Raw genomic sequence first — 21,269 nt, 5'->3', positions numbered from 1 at the left:
GCGGAGTGAACACGCCGGGTTCCGCGCAGACAGGCGGAACCCGGCGAGAGCAAGGCGGACATGGCCGCGGCCCCGCCGGACCCGCCGCCTACCAGTAGGGATCCTGGTTGTAATACTTGTGCAGGCTCAGGGCCCAGGTCTCGTCCGCCATCCTGGGCCAGTCGTCCTTGTCGAAGCCCGGCGCGTTCTTCAGGACTTCCTTGTCGATGTTCAGGACGAAGCACTTGCGGTCCGTGTCCAGCGTCAAGGCGGCCCAGGGAATGGCGAACAGCTTGTCCCCCATGCCCAGGATGCCGCCGCGCGACAGGACCGCGTAGGCGACGCGGCCCCGGGGCACGTCGATCATGATGTCCTTGATGGACCCCAGCTCCTCTCCCCCGGCGTTGTAGACGTCATTGCCTTCCAGGGTGTCGGCCGCCATGATCTCGGGGCCCGGGCCGGTGGGCGAGCCCTTGGGTCCGCCAACGATATTGGTTTGATGCTCCATGCTGGTCTCCTGTGCGGGGCCAGTCCCCGCGTTGAACTTCGGTTTCGGCGATACCGCCGATTCGCGACGGCACATTCAGCAAACCCCGTGCCTGGCGGCTATCCGCAGGCGGCCGCTGTCAGTACCGGCAAGGTTTCCCACAGGACCGCCACCGCCGACAGCAGACACAGCGAGCCGGTCAGCCAACCATGGAATCTCGGCAAACGGCGAGTCCGGACCCGCCTACGCTGATACAGGCTGACCGCTGCCATGCCGGCCAGCGCCAACGCGCTGGCGGCCAGGATGATCCACGACGAGACGGGCAGCGCCATCCACACGCCGCCGGAAGGGAAATGGGCGCATGCAACGGCGTTGACCATATAGATGAAGAGAAAGTGCGCCAGCCAGATCACCGGTCCCGCGACCATAAGCAGCAGTTCGATCCAGAACCGTCTTTGCATGGCGCTAGCCCGCCAGCCGCGGAAAGACATGGAGCAGGCCCAGGCCCAAAACGCCCTGGGCCACGGCGTATTGCCACAGGATGGCCATGTTGTCGAGGCAGGCGCGCCGCGTGGCTGTCAGCCTGCCGGCCAACGAGCGGGCCAATGAAAACACGCCCATCAGGATGGAAACGGCCACGGACAGGGACTGCAGCCCGAGCACCGCGTACACCGACGCCGCGTAGGCCGATGCCTGCGGGCGCAAGCCTGTGCGCCAATGCGCATACATCTCCAACCCGACCGAAGCGGCCAACAATGCGGCCGCCAACGGCAGCCCCCAGCTCAGCAGCCGCTGTCCGCCCCGGCCCAGGCGGCGCCCGGCCTGGGCCACGATCGCGCCAGATCCCAGTAGCAGGCCGCCGGATAGCCAGGCCCAGAAGGGTTCGGGCAACCCGTCTGCCGGCATCCACTTCCCTGGCGAGACCGTCCAGAGGAACAGATAGGCGAAGATCAGCGCTCCGAAGATACTGGCGCAAACCATGGCGAGCATGACCGTGGCCCACCAGGAATGGGAGCCGCTCCCCGGACAGGCCATAGGCAGCCGCAGGCCCGCCCCGATGCGCACCTCCGGCAGGTCCGGGCCAGTATCCGCATCCCACAGCCACCGCCAGAAGGCGGCGACGGCGAGAAAGCCGAAGGCCGCCGCCAATACGGGGAGCTTGAACGTCAGCAGAAGAAAGAAGCCCGCCGTACCGAGCGCCGCCAGGAGCGGCGACCACGCCGGCCCCGGCAACGGCAGCACATAGTCGGGCCGCGCGTCCAGGGCGCTGGTGACCAGGGTCGAGCGCAACCCCGCTGGCGCATCAGGCAGGAAATGGCGTCCGGCTTCCACCTCCGCCGCAAGGCCGGGCTGATCCCATAGCGGTTCCCGGCTTGTCACGAGAGGAACGCTGCGCAAGCCATAGGTTCCGCTGGGCAGCCATTCCAGGGTGCCCGCCCCCCAGACATTGCCGGCGCCCGAGCCCACGGCGGGCCGGAAGTTGCGCGCTAGGTCCGCGAGAAACACCAGTACGCCCGCCGCGATGAGGTAGGCTCCAACGGTGGACGCCAAGTTCAGCGGCGCCCATCCTTGGCTCTCCGCATACGTATAGACGCGCCGCGGCATGCCGGCCAGTCCCGTGAAGTGCATGGGAAAGAAACCCAGGTTGAAGCCCACGAACATCAGCCAGAACGCCCACCGCCCCAGCCGCTCCGAAAGGGGCCGCGCGCTGACGAAGGGCATCCAGTAGTAGAACGCGGCAAAAAGCGGAAACACCATTCCGCCGAACAGCACGTAGTGAAGATGAGCGACGACGAAGTACGTGTCGTGCACCTGCAGATCGAAAGGAATGACAGCCACCATGACGCCTGTAAGCCCGCCCAGCACGAACGTGAAGAAAAACCCCAGAATGAAGAGCATGGGCGTTTTCAGAGGCCGCAGACGCACGGCGGCGGCGATCGTGGCCACCCAGGCGAATACCTGTATGGCGGTCGGCACCGACACCGCCATGCTGGCGGCCGAGGCGAAACTGAGGGAGAGCGCAGGAATGCCGGTGGCGAACATATGGTGCACCCACAGGCCGAAACTGAGAAACCCGGTCCCCACCACGGCCGCCACGACCAGCGGATAGCCGACCAGGCGCGTCCCCGTCATGGCGGGAACGATCATCGACACCATGCCGGCGGCCGGCAGAAAAATAATGTAGACCTCGGGGTGTCCGAAGAACCAGAACAGGTGCTGCCACAACAGCGGCGCTCCGCCCCGCTCCACAATGAAAAATGGCATGTCGAACGCGCGTTCCAGCTCCAGTAGCGCGGTGGCGACGATAACCGCCGGAAACGCGACGATCACCATGCCGCAGAACACCAGCATCACCCAGGCGAATATCGGCATCTTTTCCAGCGTCATGCCGGGCGCGCGCATGCGCAGGATGCCAATCGCCAGCTCGATCGCGCCCGCGATCGCCGATATCTCGATGAACCCGATGCCCAGCAGCCACAGATCCGCGTTCAGCGCCGGCGAGTACGCCGTGCTGGTCAGGGGCGGATACATGAACCAGCCGCCGTCCGGAGCCAGGCCCAAGAAAATGCTGCAGAAAAAAACGATGCCGCCGATCGCGTAGGCCCAGTACGCATAGGCCGACAGCCGTGGAAAGGGCAGATCGCGCGCGCCCAGCATGTTCGGCAGCAGCAGCACCGCCACCGCCTCGACCGCCGGCACCGCGAACAGGAACATCATCACCGTGCCGTGCATGGTGAAAAGCTGGTTGTACAGCGCATGCCCGATCAGAGGATTGTCCGGCACGGCCAGTTGCGTACGCATCAGCAGGGCCAGTACGCCGGCGAGCAGGAAGAACAACAATGCGGTGCCGATGTACAACAGGCCGATGGAGGTGTTGTTGACGACCGTCAGCGCCCGCAAGCCGGTGGGGCGCCGCCAGGCGCGCTGCAGGCGCTCCAGCTCCCCCTGCGGGCGCGGCAGCGGGTTCGGAAGGCTCGGGGACTCCCCGGACGGCATTGGCTCCGGCATCACTTCAGGCCGTCCAGGTAAGCGGCCACCGCGCGCAACTCTTCCCCCGACAGATGGCCGAAGGCGGGCATGCGGTTTCCCGGCTTGATGTGCTGGCTGCCGGCGATCCAGCCGGCTAGCGCCCCCATGTTGTTGGACAATACGCTCGCTCCCAGCGTGGGACGGCTACCGACGTGCGTCAGATCCGGCCCCGCCGTGCCGGCCGCCGCCGTTCCCCTGACGGTATGGCATTGAGCGCAGTCCCGCAGGAAGATGTGCTCGCCTTGGCGCAAGGACGCTTGCGCCAGCGCGGCGGGGCGGCGCTGCGCCTCCATCCATTCCGCGAAACGCGGTGCCGCCAGGGCGTGCAGTTCGAACATCATGTTGGCGTGCTGCGCGCCGCAGTACTCCGCGCACAAGCCACGGAACACGCCGGGTTCGTGCGCCAGCACGCGCAGCCGGTTGACACGCCCGGGTATCAGATCGAGTTTGCCCGCGAGGCTGGGCACCCAGAAGCTGTGGATGACGTTGCCGGAAGTCAGCAGGATCTCCACCGTCACGCCGGCCGGCACGCGGATATCGTTCGCCGTCTCGAACAGCAGGCCGCCGGACGGATCCCGGTAGCGCACCCGCCACCACCAGAGCTCGCCCGCGACCTCGATGCGCAATGCCGGTTCAGGACCGCGCGCCATGGAGGCCGCGGCCTGCAAGGCATAGGCGAGCAGCGCCGTCAGGACCGCCACGGGAAACGCGACGCCCGCGGCCACTACCAGGCCGGGCCGGCCCAGCAGGCGCCGCACCCGCGCGGGCCCGTACATCGCCATTCCCACCAAGATCGCCACCGCCACGAAGATGGTCGCGGCCCCGAGGTAAAGCACCCACCCGATGTCGGCGATCCGGCCCGCGTCCTCGCCTCGCGGATGCAGGGCGGAGTGCGTCTGCGCCCAGGATGCGATGGGCGGCGTGGCGGCAAGTACGGATGGGATGAACGGCGCCATAGAAGGAGTGGAAGCGAAACGTCCGGCGGAACGGCGCAGCCTGGGAGACGGCGGGCCGCGGTGGGCGTCTTCAGCACGCCGCGTGCCCGGGGGGCTGGGAGAAGCCCGCGGCGCGGGTGCAGGAACGGAAATTGCTGGACGGTCGGAATCAAGGAGACCAGCTCTTGCACGGATTCGCCCGCCCCTCCGCGGCGCTCTTCGGCGCCGCTGCCGTGACACTGTTGTGCACGTGCGGCGAGGAGCGGCCGCCGCTTGCATCTGCCGGCCGGGACGAACGGAGCGCGGAACTGGCGGACGCCGACGCGGCGCGCGGCCGGCGTCTGGTCTCGGCGCATGGATGCATCGCCTGCCACACGATGCCCGGCGTGCGCGGCCCGGCGTCCAACGTGGGACCGCCCCTGGACGGCTTGGCGCGGCGCGCCTATCTGGGCGGCACGCTGCCCAACTCGCCCGCCAACCTGGTGCGCTGGCTGCTGGACCCGCCCGCGGTCAACCCTCGCACGGCCATGCCCAATACGGGCCTGGCACCCGCGGAGGCGGCGGATATCGCGGCGTTTCTTCTTGCCCGCCCATGAAACCATGGACCTCCGCCATGACAAACTGGAAGGTAGCCGGTGTGACCATCCTGGCCTGCGCCGCCGGCGCCGTGGCGCTGGGAAGCGCGGCGGTCTATTGGGGTTGGTATGACGTCAGCGCAACCGGCTCGCACACCATACCTGTCTACGAACTGCTGGATACGGCACAGACGCGTTCCGTCCAGCGGCGCTCGACGGACCTGGTGGTCCCCGACCTGGACGCGCCCGGCCGCGTCCAGAATGGCTTCGGACTCTTCCGGACGCATTGCGTCCAATGCCACGGCGCTCCCGGCATTGCTCCCGAGCCTTTTGCGCTGGGCCTGAACCCGGCGCCCGCCGCCCTCGTTGCAACCGCGCGGGACCGGCCGGCAGCCGATATCTTCTGGATCGTTCGGCAAGGCGTCAAGATGACGGGCATGCCGGCTTGGCGATATCGGTTGACGGACACCGAGATCTGGAACGTGGTGGCGTTCATGCGCGTCCTTCCGTCCCTGTCCCCGGAGGCTTACCAGGAGCGGGCAGGCGGCGCGAAGCCTTCGCGCCCCGAGGAGCAGGCGAAGCCCGCGCCGGATATGCGGGTGGGCGACGCGGCGGCCGGGCGCGACGCGCTCTCGCAGTATCTCTGCGCGACCTGCCACGTCATCCCCGGCGTGGCAGGTGCGCGCCATCACGTCGGCCCGCCGCTGGCAGGCATCGCCAGCCGGCCCTATATCGCCGGCACGCTGCCCAACACTCCAACCAATATGCAGCGCTGGCTACGCCAGCCGGCCAGGGTCAAGCCCTGGACGGCGATGCCGGACCTGGGCCTGACCGGACAGGACGCGCGCGATATCGCCGCCTTTCTCTACACCTTGCCGTCAGCGGACTAGCGGCGCCGCCTCGCGGCTCACTTGCAGGAGCTTCCTGTCGGACAGCCGATAGGCCGTCAAGGCGCCGCCACCGACGCAGCCCGTATCCACGCAGACCGCATCCTTGCGCACCATGAGGCCCAGCGCGGCCCAATGGCCGAAGACGACGGTGTGCGTTGCGCCCATCCTTCCGGGCAGGTCGAACCAGGGCAGCGTTCCGCGCGGCCAGCAACCCGGGGCCGCCTTGGCGCCGGGCGCCATCGCGCCCTGGCGCGAGCAGAGCTTCATCCGGGTCAGCGCGGCGACGATGAACCGCAACCGGCGCCGTCCCTCCAATGCCGCGTCCCAGGCCGAAGGCGCACGTCCGCACAGGGCGCGCATATGCTCGCGCCACCGGTCCTGGCGCAGCAGGGCCTCGACTTCCCGCGCCAATGCCTGCGCGGTCGCGAGGTCCCAGCCGGGAAACACGCCCGCATGCACCAGCACGTGCCCCTGCTCCGCATGCAGCAAGGGCCGGTTCCGGAGCCAATCCAGCAGCATGCCGGCATCGGGCGCGCGGAAGAGATCGTCCAGGGTGTCTCCCTGCCCTGGCCGCTGGCAACCCGCCGCGATGGCCAAGGCGCGCAAGTCATGATTGCCCAGCACCACCGTCGCGCGCTCGCCCAGGTCCATGACGCAGCGCAACGTCTGTGCCGACGCGCTTCCGCGGTTCACCAGGTCGCCGACGAACCAGAATCGGCAGCCGGGATCCTGCGCGATTTCCGGGCGCGCCAGCAGCGCCTCCAGTGATGGGCAACAACCGTGCACATCGCCGATCGCCCACACCGCGGGCGCGTCCGTGGAAGCTTCCGACATCATGCCGGGACGACCCTCAGCGCCGCGCCTGGAGGCGGTCAGCCTTTGCTGCGCGCGCCGCCGCCGCGGTTGCGCTGGCTCTGCTGGTCCTGTCCGGAGCCGATCTGGCTGACATGCCCCTCCTTCTTGGTCCGGTTCTGCACGTCACGGTGGCTGGCCTGGGTTTCGCGCGCGGTGTCATCGTTGGAAGGATTGGGCTTGTTCTCTTTGGGTTTCATGGCGGGCCTCCTCGGATAAGCCGGACTCCTTTCCCCGCAAGCGGCATGCCCGGTGGCATCGATCCGGACGGCCCGGGCCTCGGCACGGCGCTTGCTTCACGGCGTTCATGGACAAATTCATCGAGATCTTCGCGCTGCAAGCGGGGTTCGCCGAAATGATCATCCGCGGCACGACCATGTACTGGGTGCTGTACGCCTTGTTGCGGATTTCTGGCCGACGCGACATGGGGTCCCTGGGCATGGCCGACATGCTGGTGCTGGTGCTGGTGGCGGACGCCGCCGGCAACGCCATGTCCGGAGACTCCTATTCCATGGGCGACGGCATCATCGTCGTCGCCACCATCGTCGGGTGGAGCTATCTGCTGGACAGATTGAGTTACTACGTTCCCTTCTTGCGCCGCTTGCTCGAGCCGCAGCGCGTCTGCCTGATCAAATCCGGCCGCGTTCTGGCCAGCGGCCTCAAGCGCGAACACATCACGCGCAGCGAACTGATGGAACAGCTTCGGCTCAAGGGCGTCGCCAACCTGGCGGAGGTGGACAGAGCCTATCTGGAGGCCACTGGCGAATTCAGCGTGATTCGGACGCCGGGCAATACCGGCGAAGGTGCGTCCACGCTGGAAGAGGAAGGGCAATCCGACTAGCGTCCGGCGCCCCGCGCAGATATTCCACCTATCGGTAGATTTTTCCGATGAGCTTAACGGGCTAGACGGCATTGGTCAGCGCTTCCCGCCGCGGGCGGCCGCGGCCGGCCCGGTCCCGCTCCGAATTGAAGTAGGCCACCGTCCGGGCGATGCCCTCCTCGGGGTCCACGCGCGGCCACCACCCCAGGCAGCGCCGAGCCAGGGAAATGTCGGGGCAGCGCTGCGTCGGATCGTCCTCGGGCAGACTGCGATGCACTAGCGGTACCTGCGCGCCCGTCAGCAGGCGCACCAATTCGGCCATTTCCAGCATCGTGAGTTCGGCCGGATTACCCAAATTGACCGGCCGGCCGACTTCGCTGGAGCTTTCCATCAACCGCACCAAGCCGTCTATCAGGTCGTCCACGTAGCAAAACGAGCGTGTCTGCGTGCCATCGCCGTAGATGGTCAACGGCTGCCCGGCCAGCGCCTGCACGATGAAATTGGACACCACGCGGCCATCGTCCGGCGCCATGCGAGGGCCATAGGTGTTGAAGATGCGGGCGATCCTGACGGCGACACCTTCATGCCTCGCGTACTCCATGAAAATGGTCTCGGCGCAGCGCTTGCCTTCGTCATAGCAGGAACGCGGCCCTATCGGGTTGACGTGTCCCCAGTAACCCTCCCGTTGAGGGTGCTCCAGCGGATCGCCATACACCTCGCTCGTGGACGCCTGCAGCACGCGCGCGCCGCAGCGCCGTGCCAGTTCCAGCAGTTGCATGGCCCCCAGCACGCAGGTCCGCAACGTCTTTAACGGATCGGCCTGGTAATGGATGGGCGACGCCGGGCAGGCCAGGTTGTAGATGCGGTCCACCTCGATGCCCGCCAACGGCTCGATCACGTCGTGCCGCAGGACCGAAAAGCGCGGATGGCCGGCCAGCCCGGCGAGGTTGCGCGCCCGTCCGGTCTGGAAGTTGTCCGCGCATACGACCTCCCAGCCATCGGCCAGGAGACGGGCGCAGAGGTTGGAGCCCAGGAAACCGGCCCCGCCGGCGACCAGCGCGCGGCCTGTTCGTACAGTATCGTCCATCATGCTGCCTCCAGGATCGTATCGAAGACGTCCATCCAATCGGAAACGAAGCGCTCCATGCCGAAGCGCCGCCGCGCGGTTTCCCGGCCCGCCGCGCCCCAGGCCCGCGCCAGCTCCGGCTGGGCCAGCAGTTCGCGCGCCACTTCCACCAAGCGGCCAGGCCGGGTATCCACATAGCCGTTCTCGCCGCTCCTGATGACAGTAGGCAGTTCCGTCGCGGCGAAGCCCACCACCGGAACGCCGCAAAGCATGGCCTCCACCAGCGACAGACCCAGGCTGGCATACCTGATCGGGCTGAAGAAATAGCGGTACCGCGCCAGGCAGGCGCCGACCTCCATGTTGGGCACTTCTCCCTGTCCGCCCAATGCCTCGGATCCCATGCCGATCAGATCGAGAGGAGTCCGGGCGCGCACGCTCTCGAATATGTCGCGTCCGATCCGCCGTCCCCGCCGCGCCAGGTGATTGATGACGACAATGCCGCATTCGAGGGACCCATCGTAGGCGGCGGCAGGCGGCGGCACTCCATGCTCGACGACGCGCACCGGCATGGGGCCGGAATCCCACATTGCCGCGTTGAACGGCGTGACGTGCACGATCAGGCCGCGCTCGTGCCGGAACGGATGCAAAGTATCCGTCGGATGCGGTTCGGGCGGATTGTGTTCCAGGTACGCGCACGGCAGCGCCCGCTGTTCTTCGCCGAGCAGCAGCCGGGCGTCGTCCAGATTCTGGCGAGACTGATACAGCACACAGTCGAACCGCAGCGAGCGCAGGTCCTCCGCCGGCACTTGCGCCACATTGCCGGTCCACGGAATGCGCCGGCCCAATGCCCCATAGCCGGGCGGTCCGCCGGGCAGACCCGGCACGATGAAGTCGTGAGGCACATGGCTCAGCGCGTAGAGGTAATTGCCATGCACGTGCCAAGTCAGTATGCGCAGGCGCCGCCGGGGCGGCGGAACAGCGTTCGGTGGCGTCATGGAGCCGCCCTCCCCAGTTGCCCTTGCGCCTGGGCCAACACTTGCGGCACGGTCACGGCAAGCGCGCAGGGATGTCCGATGGGACAGGTTTCGAATGCGCAGGGCCGGCATGGCGCGTCGGCCGCCAGCACGATATGGCGGCGCCGGTCCAGCGGCGCCCAACGCGCGGCGTCGCTACCGCAGGCGACGACCACGCTGCTGGCGCCCACTGCGGCGGCCACGTGCGATATGCCGGTGTCGTTGCACACCAGTAGCCGGCATTCGCGCACCAGCGCTGCCAGGCTTCCCAGGGTGGTCGCGCCGCAAAGGTCCGCGAGCGGCAGGCGCGACAGCCGCCGCAATTCCGCCGTCATGGAACGTTCGACGCCGGTGCCCGTCAATGCGACTTGCCAGCCCTGGCGCGACAGCGCGTGCGCCACTTCCGCGTAGCGTTCCAGCGGCCAACGACGCGACGGCAGGCGTGCACCCGCATGCATCAGCACCAATCTGGCGGGGTCCAGCGAGTGCTCCCGCAGCAGGCGCTCGGCGTCGCGCCGATCCGCCTGCGTGCAGGGGAATTCCAGCCTGTCGTCGCCGGTCTTCACGCCGAGATGGTGCAACAGCGCCAGATAACGACGCGGTTCGGGCAGGCTTTCCGGCCAAGCCAGGCGCAGGCCTGGAATCTCCGCGCCGACATTCGGCACGAAGCCTCCCCAACCGCGCGCGCCCAGTTGTTCGACAAGGAGGTTGGACAGGCCGCCGCTTCCGTGCATCTGCAATGCCGCGTCGAATCGGCGAAGGCGCATGCGCCGGAAAAATGCGGGCAACTCTTGCGGCCGGGCCGCCTGCTCCGGGAACCCCGCGGCGCCGGGGAATTCGATCAGTTCGTCGACATAGGCGTCAAAGCGGTTGCGGAATTCGCTCGCGCCGGCCAGGCCGATCAGCGCGATATGCGCCCGCGGAAAGGCCAGCCGCAGTGCGCGCAGCGCCGGCACCGCGCACAGCAAGTCCCCCAGTTGCAATGCGCGAAATACAGCGATCCGGGCGGGCGGACGGGATCGGTCGAACAGGGGCGTCATGAGCGGAGCCTTCCGAAACGGATCCAGCCCACGAACCGCCACCAGATCGACAACAGCGGGATGCAGGCCGAGGTGACGGCGAGATCGGCCACGTCGCACACGCAACGGCGTGTCCCACGCAGACGCCGAAGAAAGAAGTTCACGGTCAGTGCCAGCCATACGCCCCCGGCCGCCAGCGCCGCGGGCGTATACCCCAGAGCGGCCAGCACGAGGGCCGCCGCGAACGCCGCGGTCACGCCCAGGTAGTAGCGCCAGGCGGTGGAGTGGATGCGGCGGCGGTACAGGGCGGGATACTTGCTTCGTAGCAGCATGTCGAACATCGCTTTCTTCTGCATGCCGAGTCCAGCCGCGAACCGCAGCCCGCGCATCGGGTGCGATACGCGCGCCAGCGGCTCCCGTTTCACCACCAGGCCGCCGTCCAGCAGCGCGAAATGCAGATCGGAGTCCTCGCGCCAGGCCATGGTGTAGCGCGGATCGAAGCCGCCGACCGCCTGCAGCGCCGAACGCCGCACGAAGCAGTTCGCGGTGATGAACTCCGAGCGGGTCAGGCCGGCCGCATCCCGTTCGTAATCGTTGGGCGGATCCGGAATAAGCATCTCGGTAATACCGCTCACGGCCGCCACATCCGGCGCCAGCGCGCGCACGCCCTGCCCCAGCCAATCGGATTCGGGGATGGCGTCGTCGTCGGTAAACGCGATGATCTCCCCTTTCGCGCTGCGCCAACCCAGGTTGCGCGCGCCCGCCGGGCCGCGCGTGCCGGCAACGGGCAGGTAGCGCAGGGCCGGCCGGTTGCCCCATCTGTCCCGCCACGCCCCGACCAGGCTCTGCGTGGCGCCGCTCACCGCATCGTCGCACACCAGCACCTCGTAGTCGTCGCGCGGAAACCGCTGGCGCCCCAGCGCTTCGAGGCAACGCGCCAGCAATTCCGGACGCCTGAAGGTCGGCACCACCACGGACACCTTGATGGGCGCATGAATACTGTTCATCTGGGTTTCTCGATCAGGTAGGGGCCGATGACCAGCGCATCCAGCGGCGAAGTCCAGAAACACTCGAGGGCATCGCGCGGCGAACAGACAACGGGTTCGCCCCGGGTGTTGAACGAGGTATTCACGAGCACCGGCACCCCGGTCAAGCGCTCGAAGGCGGCCAGGAGATCGTAGTAGCGCGGATTCTGGTCGCGGCGCACCGTCTGCACGCGGGCAGTTCCGTCTATGTGCCTGACGGCGGGGATCTGCTGCGCCCGATGCGCCAGTACGTCATAAACGAATAGCATGAACGGCGCGCAGATCGAACCGCCCCGGCCGTCGAACCACTCCGCCGCGCGCTCTTCCATCACCACGGGGGCGACGGGCCGGAAGTCTTCGCGGTCCTTCAGTCCGTTCAGCCGCGCCTGCATGGCGCTGTCCAGCGGCGACGCCAGAATGGAGCGCGCGCCTAGCGCACGCGGCCCGAATTCCATCCGCCCCTGGAACCAACCCAGGATTTTTTCCTGGGCGAGCAGGGCGGCGGCTTCTCCGGCCACGTCGTCCAACCGCCGGAAGTCTTGCCGCGAACCGTAGAGGAAGCGCTCAATCTCGTCATCGGGATAGGAAGGTCCCAGGTAGGCGTGGTCCATCGCCCATTCGCGCTTGCCGCCGCGCCGGTGATAGTCCACATACAGGGCCGCGCCCAGCGCCGTTCCCGCGTCGCCCGCCGCGGGCTGCACCCAGACGCCGTCGAACGGGCCGTCGCGGGCGATCCGGGCGTTCATGACGCAATTGAGCGCCACCCCGCCCGCCATGCTGAGATGGGAGGCGCCGGTCTTGTCGTGTAGCCATTGCGCCATGTGCAGCGCCGTTTCCTCCAGCACGTACTGCAGGGAGCTGGCGATATTCTTGTGCCGATCGTCGAAGGGCGCGCCGCGCCGCCGCGGCGGACCGAAGCGTTCCGCGAGGCGGGCGGGACGCAAGGAATAACCGCCATCCTCCTCCAGTCGCAGGATGTCCCGGAACTCGTTGCGGAACGCGGGGTCGCCGTAGGAGGCCAGCGCCATTACCTTGTACTCGTCGGACGAATGCAGGAACCCGAGATAGCGCGTGACCTCCTCGTACAGCAGGCCCAGCGAATGCGGTAGGTCGATCTGCTTCAGCCGCGCATACTCGCCAGAGGCGAAGTTGCCGTAGCTGGTGGTGGTGCGCTCTCCCCGGCCATCCATGGTCAGCACGGCGGACTCCGCGCACGGCGCCGCCAGGAACGCGCTGGCCTCGTGCGACAGGTGGTGGTCCAGATAGACCCAGCGGTCCATGATGCGTTCCAGCGTCAGGTCATCGAAACGCGGGGACTTCAGGTGATGAGGCGCGCCGTCGAGTAACTGGCGCGGTGCGTTCACGAGGTACGACAGGAAAAGTGGATCCCAAGGGGACTGGCCCTCCTCGCGCGCGCCGGCGCGCGACGGCTCCAGCGGCAGGGCGATCTCCGCGGAAGGCGCCCGCCCGTCGGCAAGCAGCGCCGGATCGTACGAATAGACGATGTGGTCCACGTCACGCAGGCGGATGTCCGCTACCGAAAGGCAGTAGTCGATGGCGTAATACGGCAACTGCCAGGTCGTGAACGGAACCGGGCGCTTTCCATGCTTGACCCGGGTGAAGCGCTCCTCCTCGGCCGCCGCGAGCACTACGCCATCGCGAACCAGGGCGGCGGAGCAATCGTGATACGCCGCATTGATGCCTAAAGTAAACATGGGAACTCCTCCTTGGCGGCGCGCGGTCCTGCTTGAACCCCGCGCGCCTGGGCCAACAATTCGTGCGCCGCCTCGGCGACACATCCCGGATCGACGCCTGCCAGGCAAGCCTGATGCCCTTCGGGACAAACGCTGCGATAGCAGTACTTGCACGGCACGTCGCGGTTCAGCACCCGCGCGGGCGTCTGCCACGGCGTATGCTGCGGATTCGTCAAGGCATAAAGGTCCACGACCGGCACGCCAAGCGCCGCCGCGACATGCGCGGGCCCGCTGTTGTTGCAGATCATCAGCGCGGCAGCCTCGAGCGCCGCGCCCAGCTCGCCCAGCGTCAACCGGTCCGACAGGTCGATCAACCCGGGCAGGAGGCGGCGGGCATCCGCCAGGGCGCCGGCCAGCGCCGGGTCTTCATGGCCGCCCAGCAACAGAATGCGGCGGCCGTCGCCCCGCAAGCCGATCAGCGCCTGCATCATCATCCTGGCGGGGTAGCGCCGCGACGGCGCGGTGGCCCCCGCGTGAGCGCAGATCCACCCGCCTCGTTCCGTAACGCCCTCATGATGCAGTTTTCGCCGCAAGGAGATCCGGTCCGCTTCGCGCACGCGAAACGACAGGCGCAGGTCCTCGCACCGCGCGCCGACACTGGCCACCAGGTCCAACTGGCGCCGCACTTCATGGCGGATGCCTGCCTGGGGCTCGGTCTCCCGAACCCACTCCGTGATCAGACGGTACGGATTCTCGCGGCTGTGGGCCAGCACGCGCGGCACGCCTGCCAGGTGGCAAAGCAGCGCGGCGGGCAGCGCGCTCTGGCTATAGGCCGTGAATATCACCGCCGCATCGGGCCGCAGGGCGCGCAGGCGCGCGATCGCGCCCACGTCCTGTTCGCTGCCCCGCGCTCCGTTCTTGATCCAGGCCGCGTCATAGGCCAGCACGGTATCCACCTCCGGCACATAGGGCGCCAGCCGGCCCCCCGACTCGGAAGTCAGCAATGACAGGCGGCGCGCGCCGGACTGCTTCAATGCCCGGAAGGCCGGGCTGCACATCAGCACGTCGCCCATATTGTCCAGGCGCACGCACAGCACGTGGGAGCATTCGCGCCAATCCCAAGCCATGTCATGCCTTCCTTTCCGCGCCGCCGGGAATCTGTTCCGACAACACGATCCGCGCGGCGGCGTCCAGGTCTGGCGCGCGTCCGAAAGGCAGGCGATCCGGACCTGGACGCCATTCCGTTTCATGTCCCACATCCAACAGAATGCTCCGGCACCCCGCCAGGTTCCCTGCTTCGACGTCGTCGAGAATGTCGCCGATGAACCAGGATGCCGGCAGGTCCAGCGCCATTTCCGCCGCCGCGCGCAACAGCAGGCCGGGCCGGGGCTTGCGGCAATCGCATTCGATCGCATAGCCCTCGACCACGCCGTGCGGATGGTGCGGGCACCAATAGAACCCGTCCAGGTGCGCGCCCGCCGCCCGGAACATGGCCGCCAGCTTCACATGCACCCGTTCCAGCGCGGACGCCGGAAACAGGCCCTTCGCCACGCCAGGCTGGTTGCTGACCACGACCAGGACGGCCCCCGCCGCTCCCAGGCGCGTCAGCCCTGCAAACGCCTGCGGCGCATACGCCATGCGGCCGGGGTCGACGTTATAGGGCTCGTCCGCGAGGACCGTGCCGTCCTTGTCCAGGAAAACCGCCGGCCTCAGGGCCATGACGTTTCCTTCATCGGCAGCACCATGATTTCGGGCACCACTGTCTCGCCCGGCTGAGTCAGCACGAATCGCACGGCCCGCGCCACGTTGGCCGGATCCTGCAACGTGCCGGTATCGATGTCCGGGAACCGATCCAGCAGGAAGGGCGTGCGCATCCCGCCGGCGATCACCGCGCTGACTTTCAGGCCGGCCCCGCGCAATTCCGCGTGCAGGGCGTGCGACAGTCCCATAAGCCCCCACTTGCTGGCGTGGTAAGCGCTGGCGTTGGGCCATGCGCGCCGCGCGGCCGTCGAAGCGACGTTCACGATGTGTCCGCCCGGCGTGAGCCGGTCCTTGCCCAGCTTGGCCATCAGGAAGGGCCCCGTCAGGTTGGTGCGCAGTACCCGTTCCCAGACGTCGGCATCCAGTTGGTCGATGGGCGCTGTCACATCCACCCCCGCGCTGTTGACGATGGCGTCGAGCTTGCCGAACTGGCGCACAGCGGCGTCCAGGCCGTTGCGGACGTCCGCCACCACTCCTACGTCCATAATGCACGCCATGACGTCCGCGCCCTCGCTCCGTAGACGTTCGGCCAGCGCGTGGGCGCGCTGCTCGTCGATGTCCGCTACGGCCACGCGGGCGCCTTCCAGGGCCAGCATCTCACACAGGGCGGCGCCCAATCCGCTGCCGCCGCCCGTCACCAGCACGACCCTTCCGCTCAGGCTTTCGTATTCATGCATGTTCCGCTCCTCTAGGCCGCGATACGCGCGGCGTGGCGTTGGGGAAGCGTCGCGTCCGCCGCCATGTGGCAGTAGATGGACAGGAGGTCCTGGCCGACGCGCTTCCAGGTGTACAGGCGGCGCGCGCGCAGGCGCCCGGCTTCGCCCATGCGCGCCCGCAGGCCCGAATCCGCTGCGAGTTGCGCCAGCCGCTCGGCCAGGCTGTCGGGGTCGCGCGGCGGCACCAGAAAGCCCGTCTTGCCGTGCACGACCGTACTGCGGATGCCGCCCGTGTCCGAGCCGACCACGGCGCGCCCGCAGGCCATTGCTTCCACCGGCGTAATGCCGAACGGTTCGTACCAGGGCGTAGTCACGAAGACGTCGCTTGCGCTGTAGTACGTGGCCAGTTCGTCGCGATGCCTGCGGCCCGTGAACTCCACCCAGGGGATCACGCGCTCCTCCTCGGCAATGCGCCGCAGGCGCCCGATTTCAGGAGTGGCGGCCTCGTCCGCGGCGTCGGTGTTGCCTCCCACGACGCATAGCCGGGCATCCACGCCGTGCCGGTGCCGCAGCCGGCCAAGCGCCCGGATGACGTTGTCCACGCCTTTGCGCGGAACCATCCGGCCCAGTTGCAATAGCGTAAAGGCGCGGTCGTCCCATCCGAGCGCGGCGCGCGCGCTGGCGCAGGCCTGCGGCGCCATCTCGGCGGAGTCGTAGCCGCAGGGCACGATCTCGATCCGTCGAGGATCCGCGCCATACAGCCCCATCAGGTCGCGGCGGTCCTGCGGGCATTCGGCAATGATGCGGTCCGCGCGGCGGATGATGTCGTCCTCGATATCGAAGCGGCTGTCCGGAAAGAGATCCGCCTCCTGCTGATGCTGGCGGCGCACTTTTCCCAAGGCGTGGAACGTCACCGCCAGCGGAATCCCATGGCGCTGGGAAACGGGCAGCGAAGCCATCGCCGACATGAAGAAATTGGCATGAATAACGTCATAACCCTGCCCCTGCCTGCCGAAGTAGCGCAGCAGATAGGCCGCAAACTCGTCCATGTACGGGAGCATCCGCTCCTTGGGCAGATAGGCTTCGGGACCGGCGGGCACGTGGATCACGCGCACGCCGCGCATCCAGTCGAGTTCCGGCTCGAGCGCCGGGTTGTCCTTGCGGGTGAATACGTCGACCAGCACTCCCGCCCTGGCGAGCTCGCGCGCCACGTGCGCGACATAGACGTTCTGTCCGCCGCTGTCCACGCTGCCGGCGACCGCCAGCGGCGAGGCATGCTCGCTGATTATGGCTATCTTCTTCATGATACGGCTCCGTCGTCGCGGCCGGTCGCGGCGCCGGCGATTCGAATGCGGTTGTCTATGTCCTGGACGCCGGCGCATGCATCCACGCTGTCCTCGACACGATGCTTGGTGCGGCGGTCGGGCACAGATCCCTCCAATGTCACGCATCCTTCGGCGACGCTCACCGAAACGTCGCTGACGTCCAGGCCGCTGTGCGCCAAGTACTCGCACACGATTTCCCGCACGCGCTCGTCCGGGCGCACATAACCCTTGGGATCGATGCGGCGCCGCCCGCGATCGCGCCAGGGCTGCGGCCCGCGGTTGTAGCCGCCGCGTTCGGCGGTTTCGAACGAGAATTCCGGCTCGTCCTCCCAGACGGGCCTATCGCCGTAATAGCCGCCCTCCTCGTCGCCATAGGATGCGGGACCGGAATAGGATGGATTGCGCGAACCATATACCTGCTGGCGCTGATAGGACGGGTCTTCATGGCTGAAGCCTCCATAGCTGCTCTGGCCGGGATCCGCGCTGCGGCTGCGCACGCCGCCGCCGGTCGTGCGCGAACCCGGAGCTTGCGGCGGCTGCCGATACGGGCCGCCCCGGCCGGCGTCCTGGCCGGGGTCCCTGTCCAAATCGTCGGCGTTGCGCCGTGGAGCGTATCTTGGATCGTGCTTCATGGCCTCTCTCCTGTTGCGGGATCTGCGATGGCGCGCGAGCCGCTGCGCGGCTCGCCTGCCTACGTTCACGGGATAAGCAAGTGATGTGCCGAAACGTCTCTCCGGACGCGCTTCGTTCCGCATGGCGCGCGCCGCGTCCTGCCGGGCACTTCTTACTGATGCGTGTAAGAAGTGCCCGAATCCGGCCGTTGGCGCGCAGTGCCCGGCAACAATGACCCGACGGTCGCCAACAATTCATTGGGATCCACGGGCTTGGAAAGATGGACCTGGAACCCGGCCAGCAGACTGCGCAACCGCGACTCCTGACTGACATGGCCGGACAGCGCGATGGCCGGCAGCCTGTGGGCCAAGGCCGCGCCGCGCTCGGCTTCCATGGCGCGTATGCGTCCCACGACCTCATAACCGTCGATGTCGCCCAGGGACAGGTCGCAGATCAGAATCTGGGGCCATTGGTCGATCGGCAAGGCGGCGAACGCCGCCAATGCCTGCTCGCCGTCCTTGTGCTCGGCCACCCTCGCGCCATTCGTCCGCAGAACCTCGGCCAGCATTTCGCGCGCTTCCGGCTGATCGTCCACCACCATGATGAAGGCATTTTGCAGATCCGGCAGTTGCATATCGGTCCGAAGCGCCATCGCCTCCACGGCCCGCACCGGGAAGTCGACCGAGTACGTCAATCCTCCCGAAGCCGCGGACGCGCTGTGGAAGGTGCCTCCCTGGCGCTGCACTTGCGCGGCCAACTGAGCGGGATCGAGCGCCGCCGCGGCGCGCAAGGCATCGGGGGGATTCAGCGGTACGTCAGCTTCAACCGGCGCATCGTCCGACACCCGTTCCGAGCGGCCGTCCGTCACCGCGAGACGCGTCATCGGCCCCTCGCGATGCAGGCGGATCTCGATACGCCCTTCCGGCGGTGTGACGGCGATGGCGTGCAGGCACAGGTCCCACACCACTTGCTGCAAGGTGCTGGGGTCGCCCGTGATGCGCGCCGCTTCGCTGCCGATCAGCGTATAAAGGTTGACGCCCTTTTCATGCGCGACCTCGCGCAAGGCGTCCAGCACTCCCGCCACGACGGCCACCAGGTTGACCGGCTGCCGCGTATCGCGGCCCCGCGCTTCCTCCAGCGCGGACTGCTGGCGCTGCAAGGCCCACATTTGCGCATACATGCCTTCCTGCGCCAGCAAGTCTTCGTGGCGTCCCTGCTCCACCACGCGGCCTCGATCCAGCACCAGGATGGTGTGAGCGTGCACGATGGTCGACAGGCGGTGGGCGATGATCAACGTCGTGCGTCCCCGGGATATGCGTTCCAGTTCGGCCTGGATCGCACGTTCGGTGCGCGTGTCCAGCGCCGAGGTCGCTTCGTCGAACACCAGGATGGAGGGATTCTTGAGGATCGCCCTTGCGATGGCGATGCGTTGGCGCTCGCCGCCGGACAGTTTGACGCCGCGTTCGCCCACCGGGGTCTCGTAGCCGGCGGGCAGGCTTTCGATGAACTCGTGCACGCGCGCCCCGCGCGCGGCCTGGACGATCTGATCGCGGGTGGCGTCTGGCCGGCTATAGGCGATGTTGTAGGCGATCGTCTCGTTGAAGAGCAGCGTATCTTGCGGCACGATGCCCAGGGTCCGCCGGACACTGCGTGCGTTGACGGTGCGCAGGTCCTGTCCATTGATCAGGATGCGGCCCGTGTCGGCGTCATAGAAGCGGAACAGCAGGCGCGCCAGCGTGGACTTGCCCGAGCCGCTGCCGCCCACCACCGCCAGCGTGGTGCCGGCGGGAACCGCGAAGTCGATGTCCCACAGGATCTGGCGTCCCGGCTCGTAGCCGAAGCCCACGCCCTCGAAACGGATGTCCCCGGCGCCGGCTGCCAGCGGCGGCAGACTGGCATCATCCCCGATCTCCCGCGGATAGCGCAGCAGTTCGCACACGCGTTCCGCGTTCACGAAGGCTTCCTTGGCTTGCCGGAAGATCAGGCCCAGCGTGTTCAGGGGCAGGCAAATCTGGATGATGTAGGCATTGACGAGCACCAGGTCGCCCACGGTCATCTGCGCGTTCACCACCTGCTGGCCGGCCAGCACCATTACCGCCGCCACGCCGCAAGCAATGATGCCGCTCTGGCCCACGTGCAGGCGCGATAGCGAACGCTGGTTTCGTATGCCCACGTCCGTCCATTCCCGCAGCACCCGCGTCAACCGCTCGGATTCCAGCGCCTCATTGGCGTTGAGTTTCACCGCCTCGTAATTGAGCAGACTGTCCACCATCCGGGCGCTGGCCCGGGAATCCAGCTCGTTCAACCACCGTTGATAGGCCACCCGCTTGCGCACCAGCACCGTCGTATAGGCAGAGTACGCAGCGAACGTGGCCGTGACGATCAGCGCGAACCACGCGCTGTACCCCATCACCAGTATCAGCACTACGGACACGATTTCCACTAGCGTCGGCAATAGCGTGAACAGGCCCGTTCCCAACAGGAAACCGACGCCGGCGGTGCCGCGCTCCACGTCGCGCGCCAGGCCGCCGGTCTGCCTCGCGCCGTGAAACCGGGCGCCCAGCCGTTGCAACTGGTCGAAGACCCGGACGGTAAAGTCGGCCACGGTGCGCTGCGCCACCCGCACGAACACCACGTCGCGCAATTCGGTGAATACGCTCCCGCCGAACCGGATGAGCGCATATCCCAGCAGCAGGAACACGGGCAGCGCGAGCGCACCAGGCGCGCTGAGCGTATCCACGATGAGCTTGAGGACGACGGGAACCAGCACCATGAGCAGCTTCGCGGCGACCAGCAGCGCCACCGCCGCGGCCGTGCGGCGCCGGTACTTCCACAGCGCCCGCAGAATGCTTCGGGTGACCTCTTTGCGGGCGAAATCGGCCCCATTGTTCTCGATTTCCTTCATGGTGCGGCCTCCTCGGCGATGAGCGCCGGGCCAGCAAACGCCATTCCGCACCAGGGCGCTTCCTGCGTCGGGCAGCGGTCGCGCGGCCGTTCGGCTTGCGGCTCAGGCCTGCTCCTGCCGCCCCTGGACCACCGCCTTGAACAAATGCGCGATCGCGGCGGCGAACGCCTCGTCGAACCAGGGATTCGCCCCGCTGACCGCAACCACAATGCCGTCGACCGACACGCTGCCCCATACCCGCGTGTCCTTTGCATGCAGCAAGTGGGGCCTCAAGGTCAGGATTTCATGGCTGGACTGTCCCGTGCGCCAGCTCAGGCGCGCCTTGCCGCGCGCATAAGCGCCGTAGTCAGCGTCCCACTGCTCTGGATCGCCGATGCTCTCTTCATACAGGATGGCTGCCGCGAAGTCGCAGGCGCCAGGGCGGGCCAGCGGATTCATGACCACGACGTGGAAAAAACCGCTTTCTCCGACGTGTGGATCGGCTCTCGCGGCTTCCAGCATCGGAAGCGCCAGCCGCACGGCCAGGGCGGCCGCGTCCCGCTCCCAATAGGCCGACAAAGGAATGGGTTGCATGACGGAAGTCCTCCTTTTCCGGGCGGTCTGGCCCGGTCCCGCATGCCCCGCG

General features: G+C 67.6%; 21 protein-coding genes. 3 read left to right on the top strand and 18 right to left on the bottom strand.

The features are described 5' to 3' along the window. Window positions 1-88 precede the first annotated feature (88 nt). The 4 genes from AVE30378_RS12465 to AVE30378_RS12450 form a co-directional block, all read right to left on the bottom strand. On the bottom strand, window positions 89-487 hold the full coding sequence (locus AVE30378_RS12465; protein ID WP_129241174.1) for a PRC-barrel domain-containing protein: 399 nt from the start codon (window positions 485-487) through the stop codon (window positions 89-91). Between the two features lie 98 nt (window positions 488-585). Continuing rightward, complete coding sequence (locus tag AVE30378_RS12460) at window positions 586-927, bottom strand: hypothetical protein (RefSeq protein ID WP_129241173.1); 342 nt, start codon at window positions 925-927, stop codon at window positions 586-588. Between the two features lie 4 nt (window positions 928-931). Then, entirely contained in the window at window positions 932-3,463 is a 2,532-nt protein-coding gene (locus AVE30378_RS12455) for a cbb3-type cytochrome c oxidase subunit I (RefSeq protein WP_129241172.1), read from the bottom strand. Window positions 3,464-3,474: 11 nt separating this feature from the next. Next, on the bottom strand, window positions 3,475-4,452 hold the full coding sequence (locus AVE30378_RS12450; protein ID WP_129241171.1) for a cytochrome c oxidase subunit II: 978 nt from the start codon (window positions 4,450-4,452) through the stop codon (window positions 3,475-3,477). A 164-nt stretch (window positions 4,453-4,616) separates the two neighbouring features. Here AVE30378_RS12450 and AVE30378_RS12445 point away from each other — a divergent pair, with 164 nt between their 5' ends. Together AVE30378_RS12445 and AVE30378_RS12440 are read left to right on the top strand one after the other, a co-directional pair. Continuing rightward, window positions 4,617-5,027 carry a c-type cytochrome gene (locus AVE30378_RS12445; protein WP_129241170.1) on the top strand — a complete coding sequence of 137 codons (411 nt, stop codon included), beginning with the start codon at window positions 4,617-4,619 and terminating at the stop codon, window positions 5,025-5,027. Between the two features lie 17 nt (window positions 5,028-5,044). Next, a complete protein-coding gene (locus tag AVE30378_RS12440) occupies window positions 5,045-5,896 on the top strand; it encodes a c-type cytochrome (RefSeq protein ID WP_129241169.1) in 852 nt (283 codons plus the stop codon). Here the strand turns inward: AVE30378_RS12440 and AVE30378_RS12435 are convergent. Together AVE30378_RS12435 and AVE30378_RS12430 are read right to left on the bottom strand one after the other, a co-directional pair. Further along, a complete protein-coding gene (locus AVE30378_RS12435) occupies window positions 5,885-6,733 on the bottom strand; it encodes a symmetrical bis(5'-nucleosyl)-tetraphosphatase (protein WP_244235028.1) in 849 nt (282 codons plus the stop codon). The genes AVE30378_RS12440 and AVE30378_RS12435 overlap by 12 nt on opposite strands. A 35-nt stretch (window positions 6,734-6,768) precedes the next feature. Continuing rightward, a complete protein-coding gene (locus AVE30378_RS12430) occupies window positions 6,769-6,948 on the bottom strand; it encodes a hypothetical protein (RefSeq protein WP_129241168.1) in 180 nt (59 codons plus the stop codon). A gap of 107 nt (window positions 6,949-7,055) precedes the next feature. Here AVE30378_RS12430 and AVE30378_RS12425 point away from each other — a divergent pair, with 107 nt between their 5' ends. Next, window positions 7,056-7,589 (top strand): DUF421 domain-containing protein, encoded by a 534-nt coding sequence (locus AVE30378_RS12425; protein ID WP_129241167.1) that lies wholly within the window; start codon window positions 7,056-7,058, stop codon window positions 7,587-7,589. Window positions 7,590-7,650: 61 nt separating this feature from the next. On the opposite strand, the gene AVE30378_RS12420 is transcribed toward AVE30378_RS12425, so the two are convergent. The 12 genes from AVE30378_RS12420 to AVE30378_RS12365 form a co-directional block, all read right to left on the bottom strand. Continuing rightward, window positions 7,651-8,655 carry a UDP-glucuronic acid decarboxylase family protein gene (locus tag AVE30378_RS12420; RefSeq protein WP_129241274.1) on the bottom strand — a complete coding sequence of 335 codons (1,005 nt, stop codon included), beginning with the start codon at window positions 8,653-8,655 and terminating at the stop codon, window positions 7,651-7,653. Then, the gene (locus AVE30378_RS12415; protein WP_129241166.1) at window positions 8,655-9,629 is read right to left on the bottom strand and encodes a glycosyltransferase; all 975 of its coding nucleotides are present in this window, start codon (window positions 9,627-9,629) and stop codon (window positions 8,655-8,657) included. The genes AVE30378_RS12420 and AVE30378_RS12415 overlap by 1 nt, the downstream gene beginning before the upstream one ends. Continuing rightward, the gene (locus AVE30378_RS12410) at window positions 9,626-10,687 is read right to left on the bottom strand and encodes a glycosyltransferase family 9 protein (RefSeq protein WP_129241165.1); all 1,062 of its coding nucleotides are present in this window, start codon (window positions 10,685-10,687) and stop codon (window positions 9,626-9,628) included. Before AVE30378_RS12410 ends, AVE30378_RS12415 begins: the two co-directional genes overlap by 4 nt. Continuing rightward, a complete protein-coding gene (locus AVE30378_RS12405) occupies window positions 10,684-11,673 on the bottom strand; it encodes a glycosyltransferase family 2 protein (protein WP_129241164.1) in 990 nt (329 codons plus the stop codon). The genes AVE30378_RS12410 and AVE30378_RS12405 overlap by 4 nt, the downstream gene beginning before the upstream one ends. After that, window positions 11,670-13,406, bottom strand: a complete 1,737-nt coding sequence (locus tag AVE30378_RS12400; RefSeq protein ID WP_129241163.1) for a carbamoyltransferase family protein — start codon at window positions 13,404-13,406, stop codon at window positions 11,670-11,672. The genes AVE30378_RS12405 and AVE30378_RS12400 overlap by 4 nt, the downstream gene beginning before the upstream one ends. Further along, the gene (locus tag AVE30378_RS12395) at window positions 13,394-14,512 is read right to left on the bottom strand and encodes a glycosyltransferase family 9 protein (RefSeq protein WP_129241162.1); all 1,119 of its coding nucleotides are present in this window, start codon (window positions 14,510-14,512) and stop codon (window positions 13,394-13,396) included. The genes AVE30378_RS12400 and AVE30378_RS12395 overlap by 13 nt, the downstream gene beginning before the upstream one ends. Window position 14,513: 1 nt before the next feature. Further along, window positions 14,514-15,104 carry a D-glycero-alpha-D-manno-heptose-1,7-bisphosphate 7-phosphatase gene (locus AVE30378_RS12390; protein ID WP_129241161.1) on the bottom strand — a complete coding sequence of 197 codons (591 nt, stop codon included), beginning with the start codon at window positions 15,102-15,104 and terminating at the stop codon, window positions 14,514-14,516. Further along, window positions 15,095-15,823, bottom strand: coding sequence for an SDR family oxidoreductase (locus tag AVE30378_RS12385; protein ID WP_129241160.1), 729 nt, complete (start codon window positions 15,821-15,823; stop codon window positions 15,095-15,097). Before AVE30378_RS12385 ends, AVE30378_RS12390 begins: the two co-directional genes overlap by 10 nt. Before the next feature lie 11 nt (window positions 15,824-15,834). After that, window positions 15,835-17,106, bottom strand: coding sequence for a glycosyltransferase family 4 protein (locus AVE30378_RS12380; protein WP_129241159.1), 1,272 nt, complete (start codon window positions 17,104-17,106; stop codon window positions 15,835-15,837). Further along, complete coding sequence (locus AVE30378_RS12375; RefSeq protein ID WP_129241158.1) at window positions 17,103-17,759, bottom strand: BON domain-containing protein; 657 nt, start codon at window positions 17,757-17,759, stop codon at window positions 17,103-17,105. The genes AVE30378_RS12380 and AVE30378_RS12375 overlap by 4 nt, the downstream gene beginning before the upstream one ends. Window positions 17,760-17,911: 152 nt before the next feature. Continuing rightward, the gene (locus tag AVE30378_RS12370) at window positions 17,912-20,644 is read right to left on the bottom strand and encodes an ATP-binding cassette domain-containing protein (protein ID WP_129241157.1); all 2,733 of its coding nucleotides are present in this window, start codon (window positions 20,642-20,644) and stop codon (window positions 17,912-17,914) included. Window positions 20,645-20,746: 102 nt separating this feature from the next. Then, a complete protein-coding gene (locus tag AVE30378_RS12365; RefSeq protein WP_129241156.1) occupies window positions 20,747-21,217 on the bottom strand; it encodes a hypothetical protein in 471 nt (156 codons plus the stop codon). Between the last annotated feature and the right edge of the window lie 52 nt (window positions 21,218-21,269).

Source organism: Achromobacter veterisilvae (assembly GCF_900496975.1).
Taxonomy (GTDB): Bacteria; Pseudomonadota; Gammaproteobacteria; order Burkholderiales; family Burkholderiaceae_B; genus Achromobacter; species Achromobacter veterisilvae.
The sequence above is the reverse complement of the archived record's forward strand: the minus strand, read 5'-3'. Positions and strand labels throughout refer to the sequence as shown.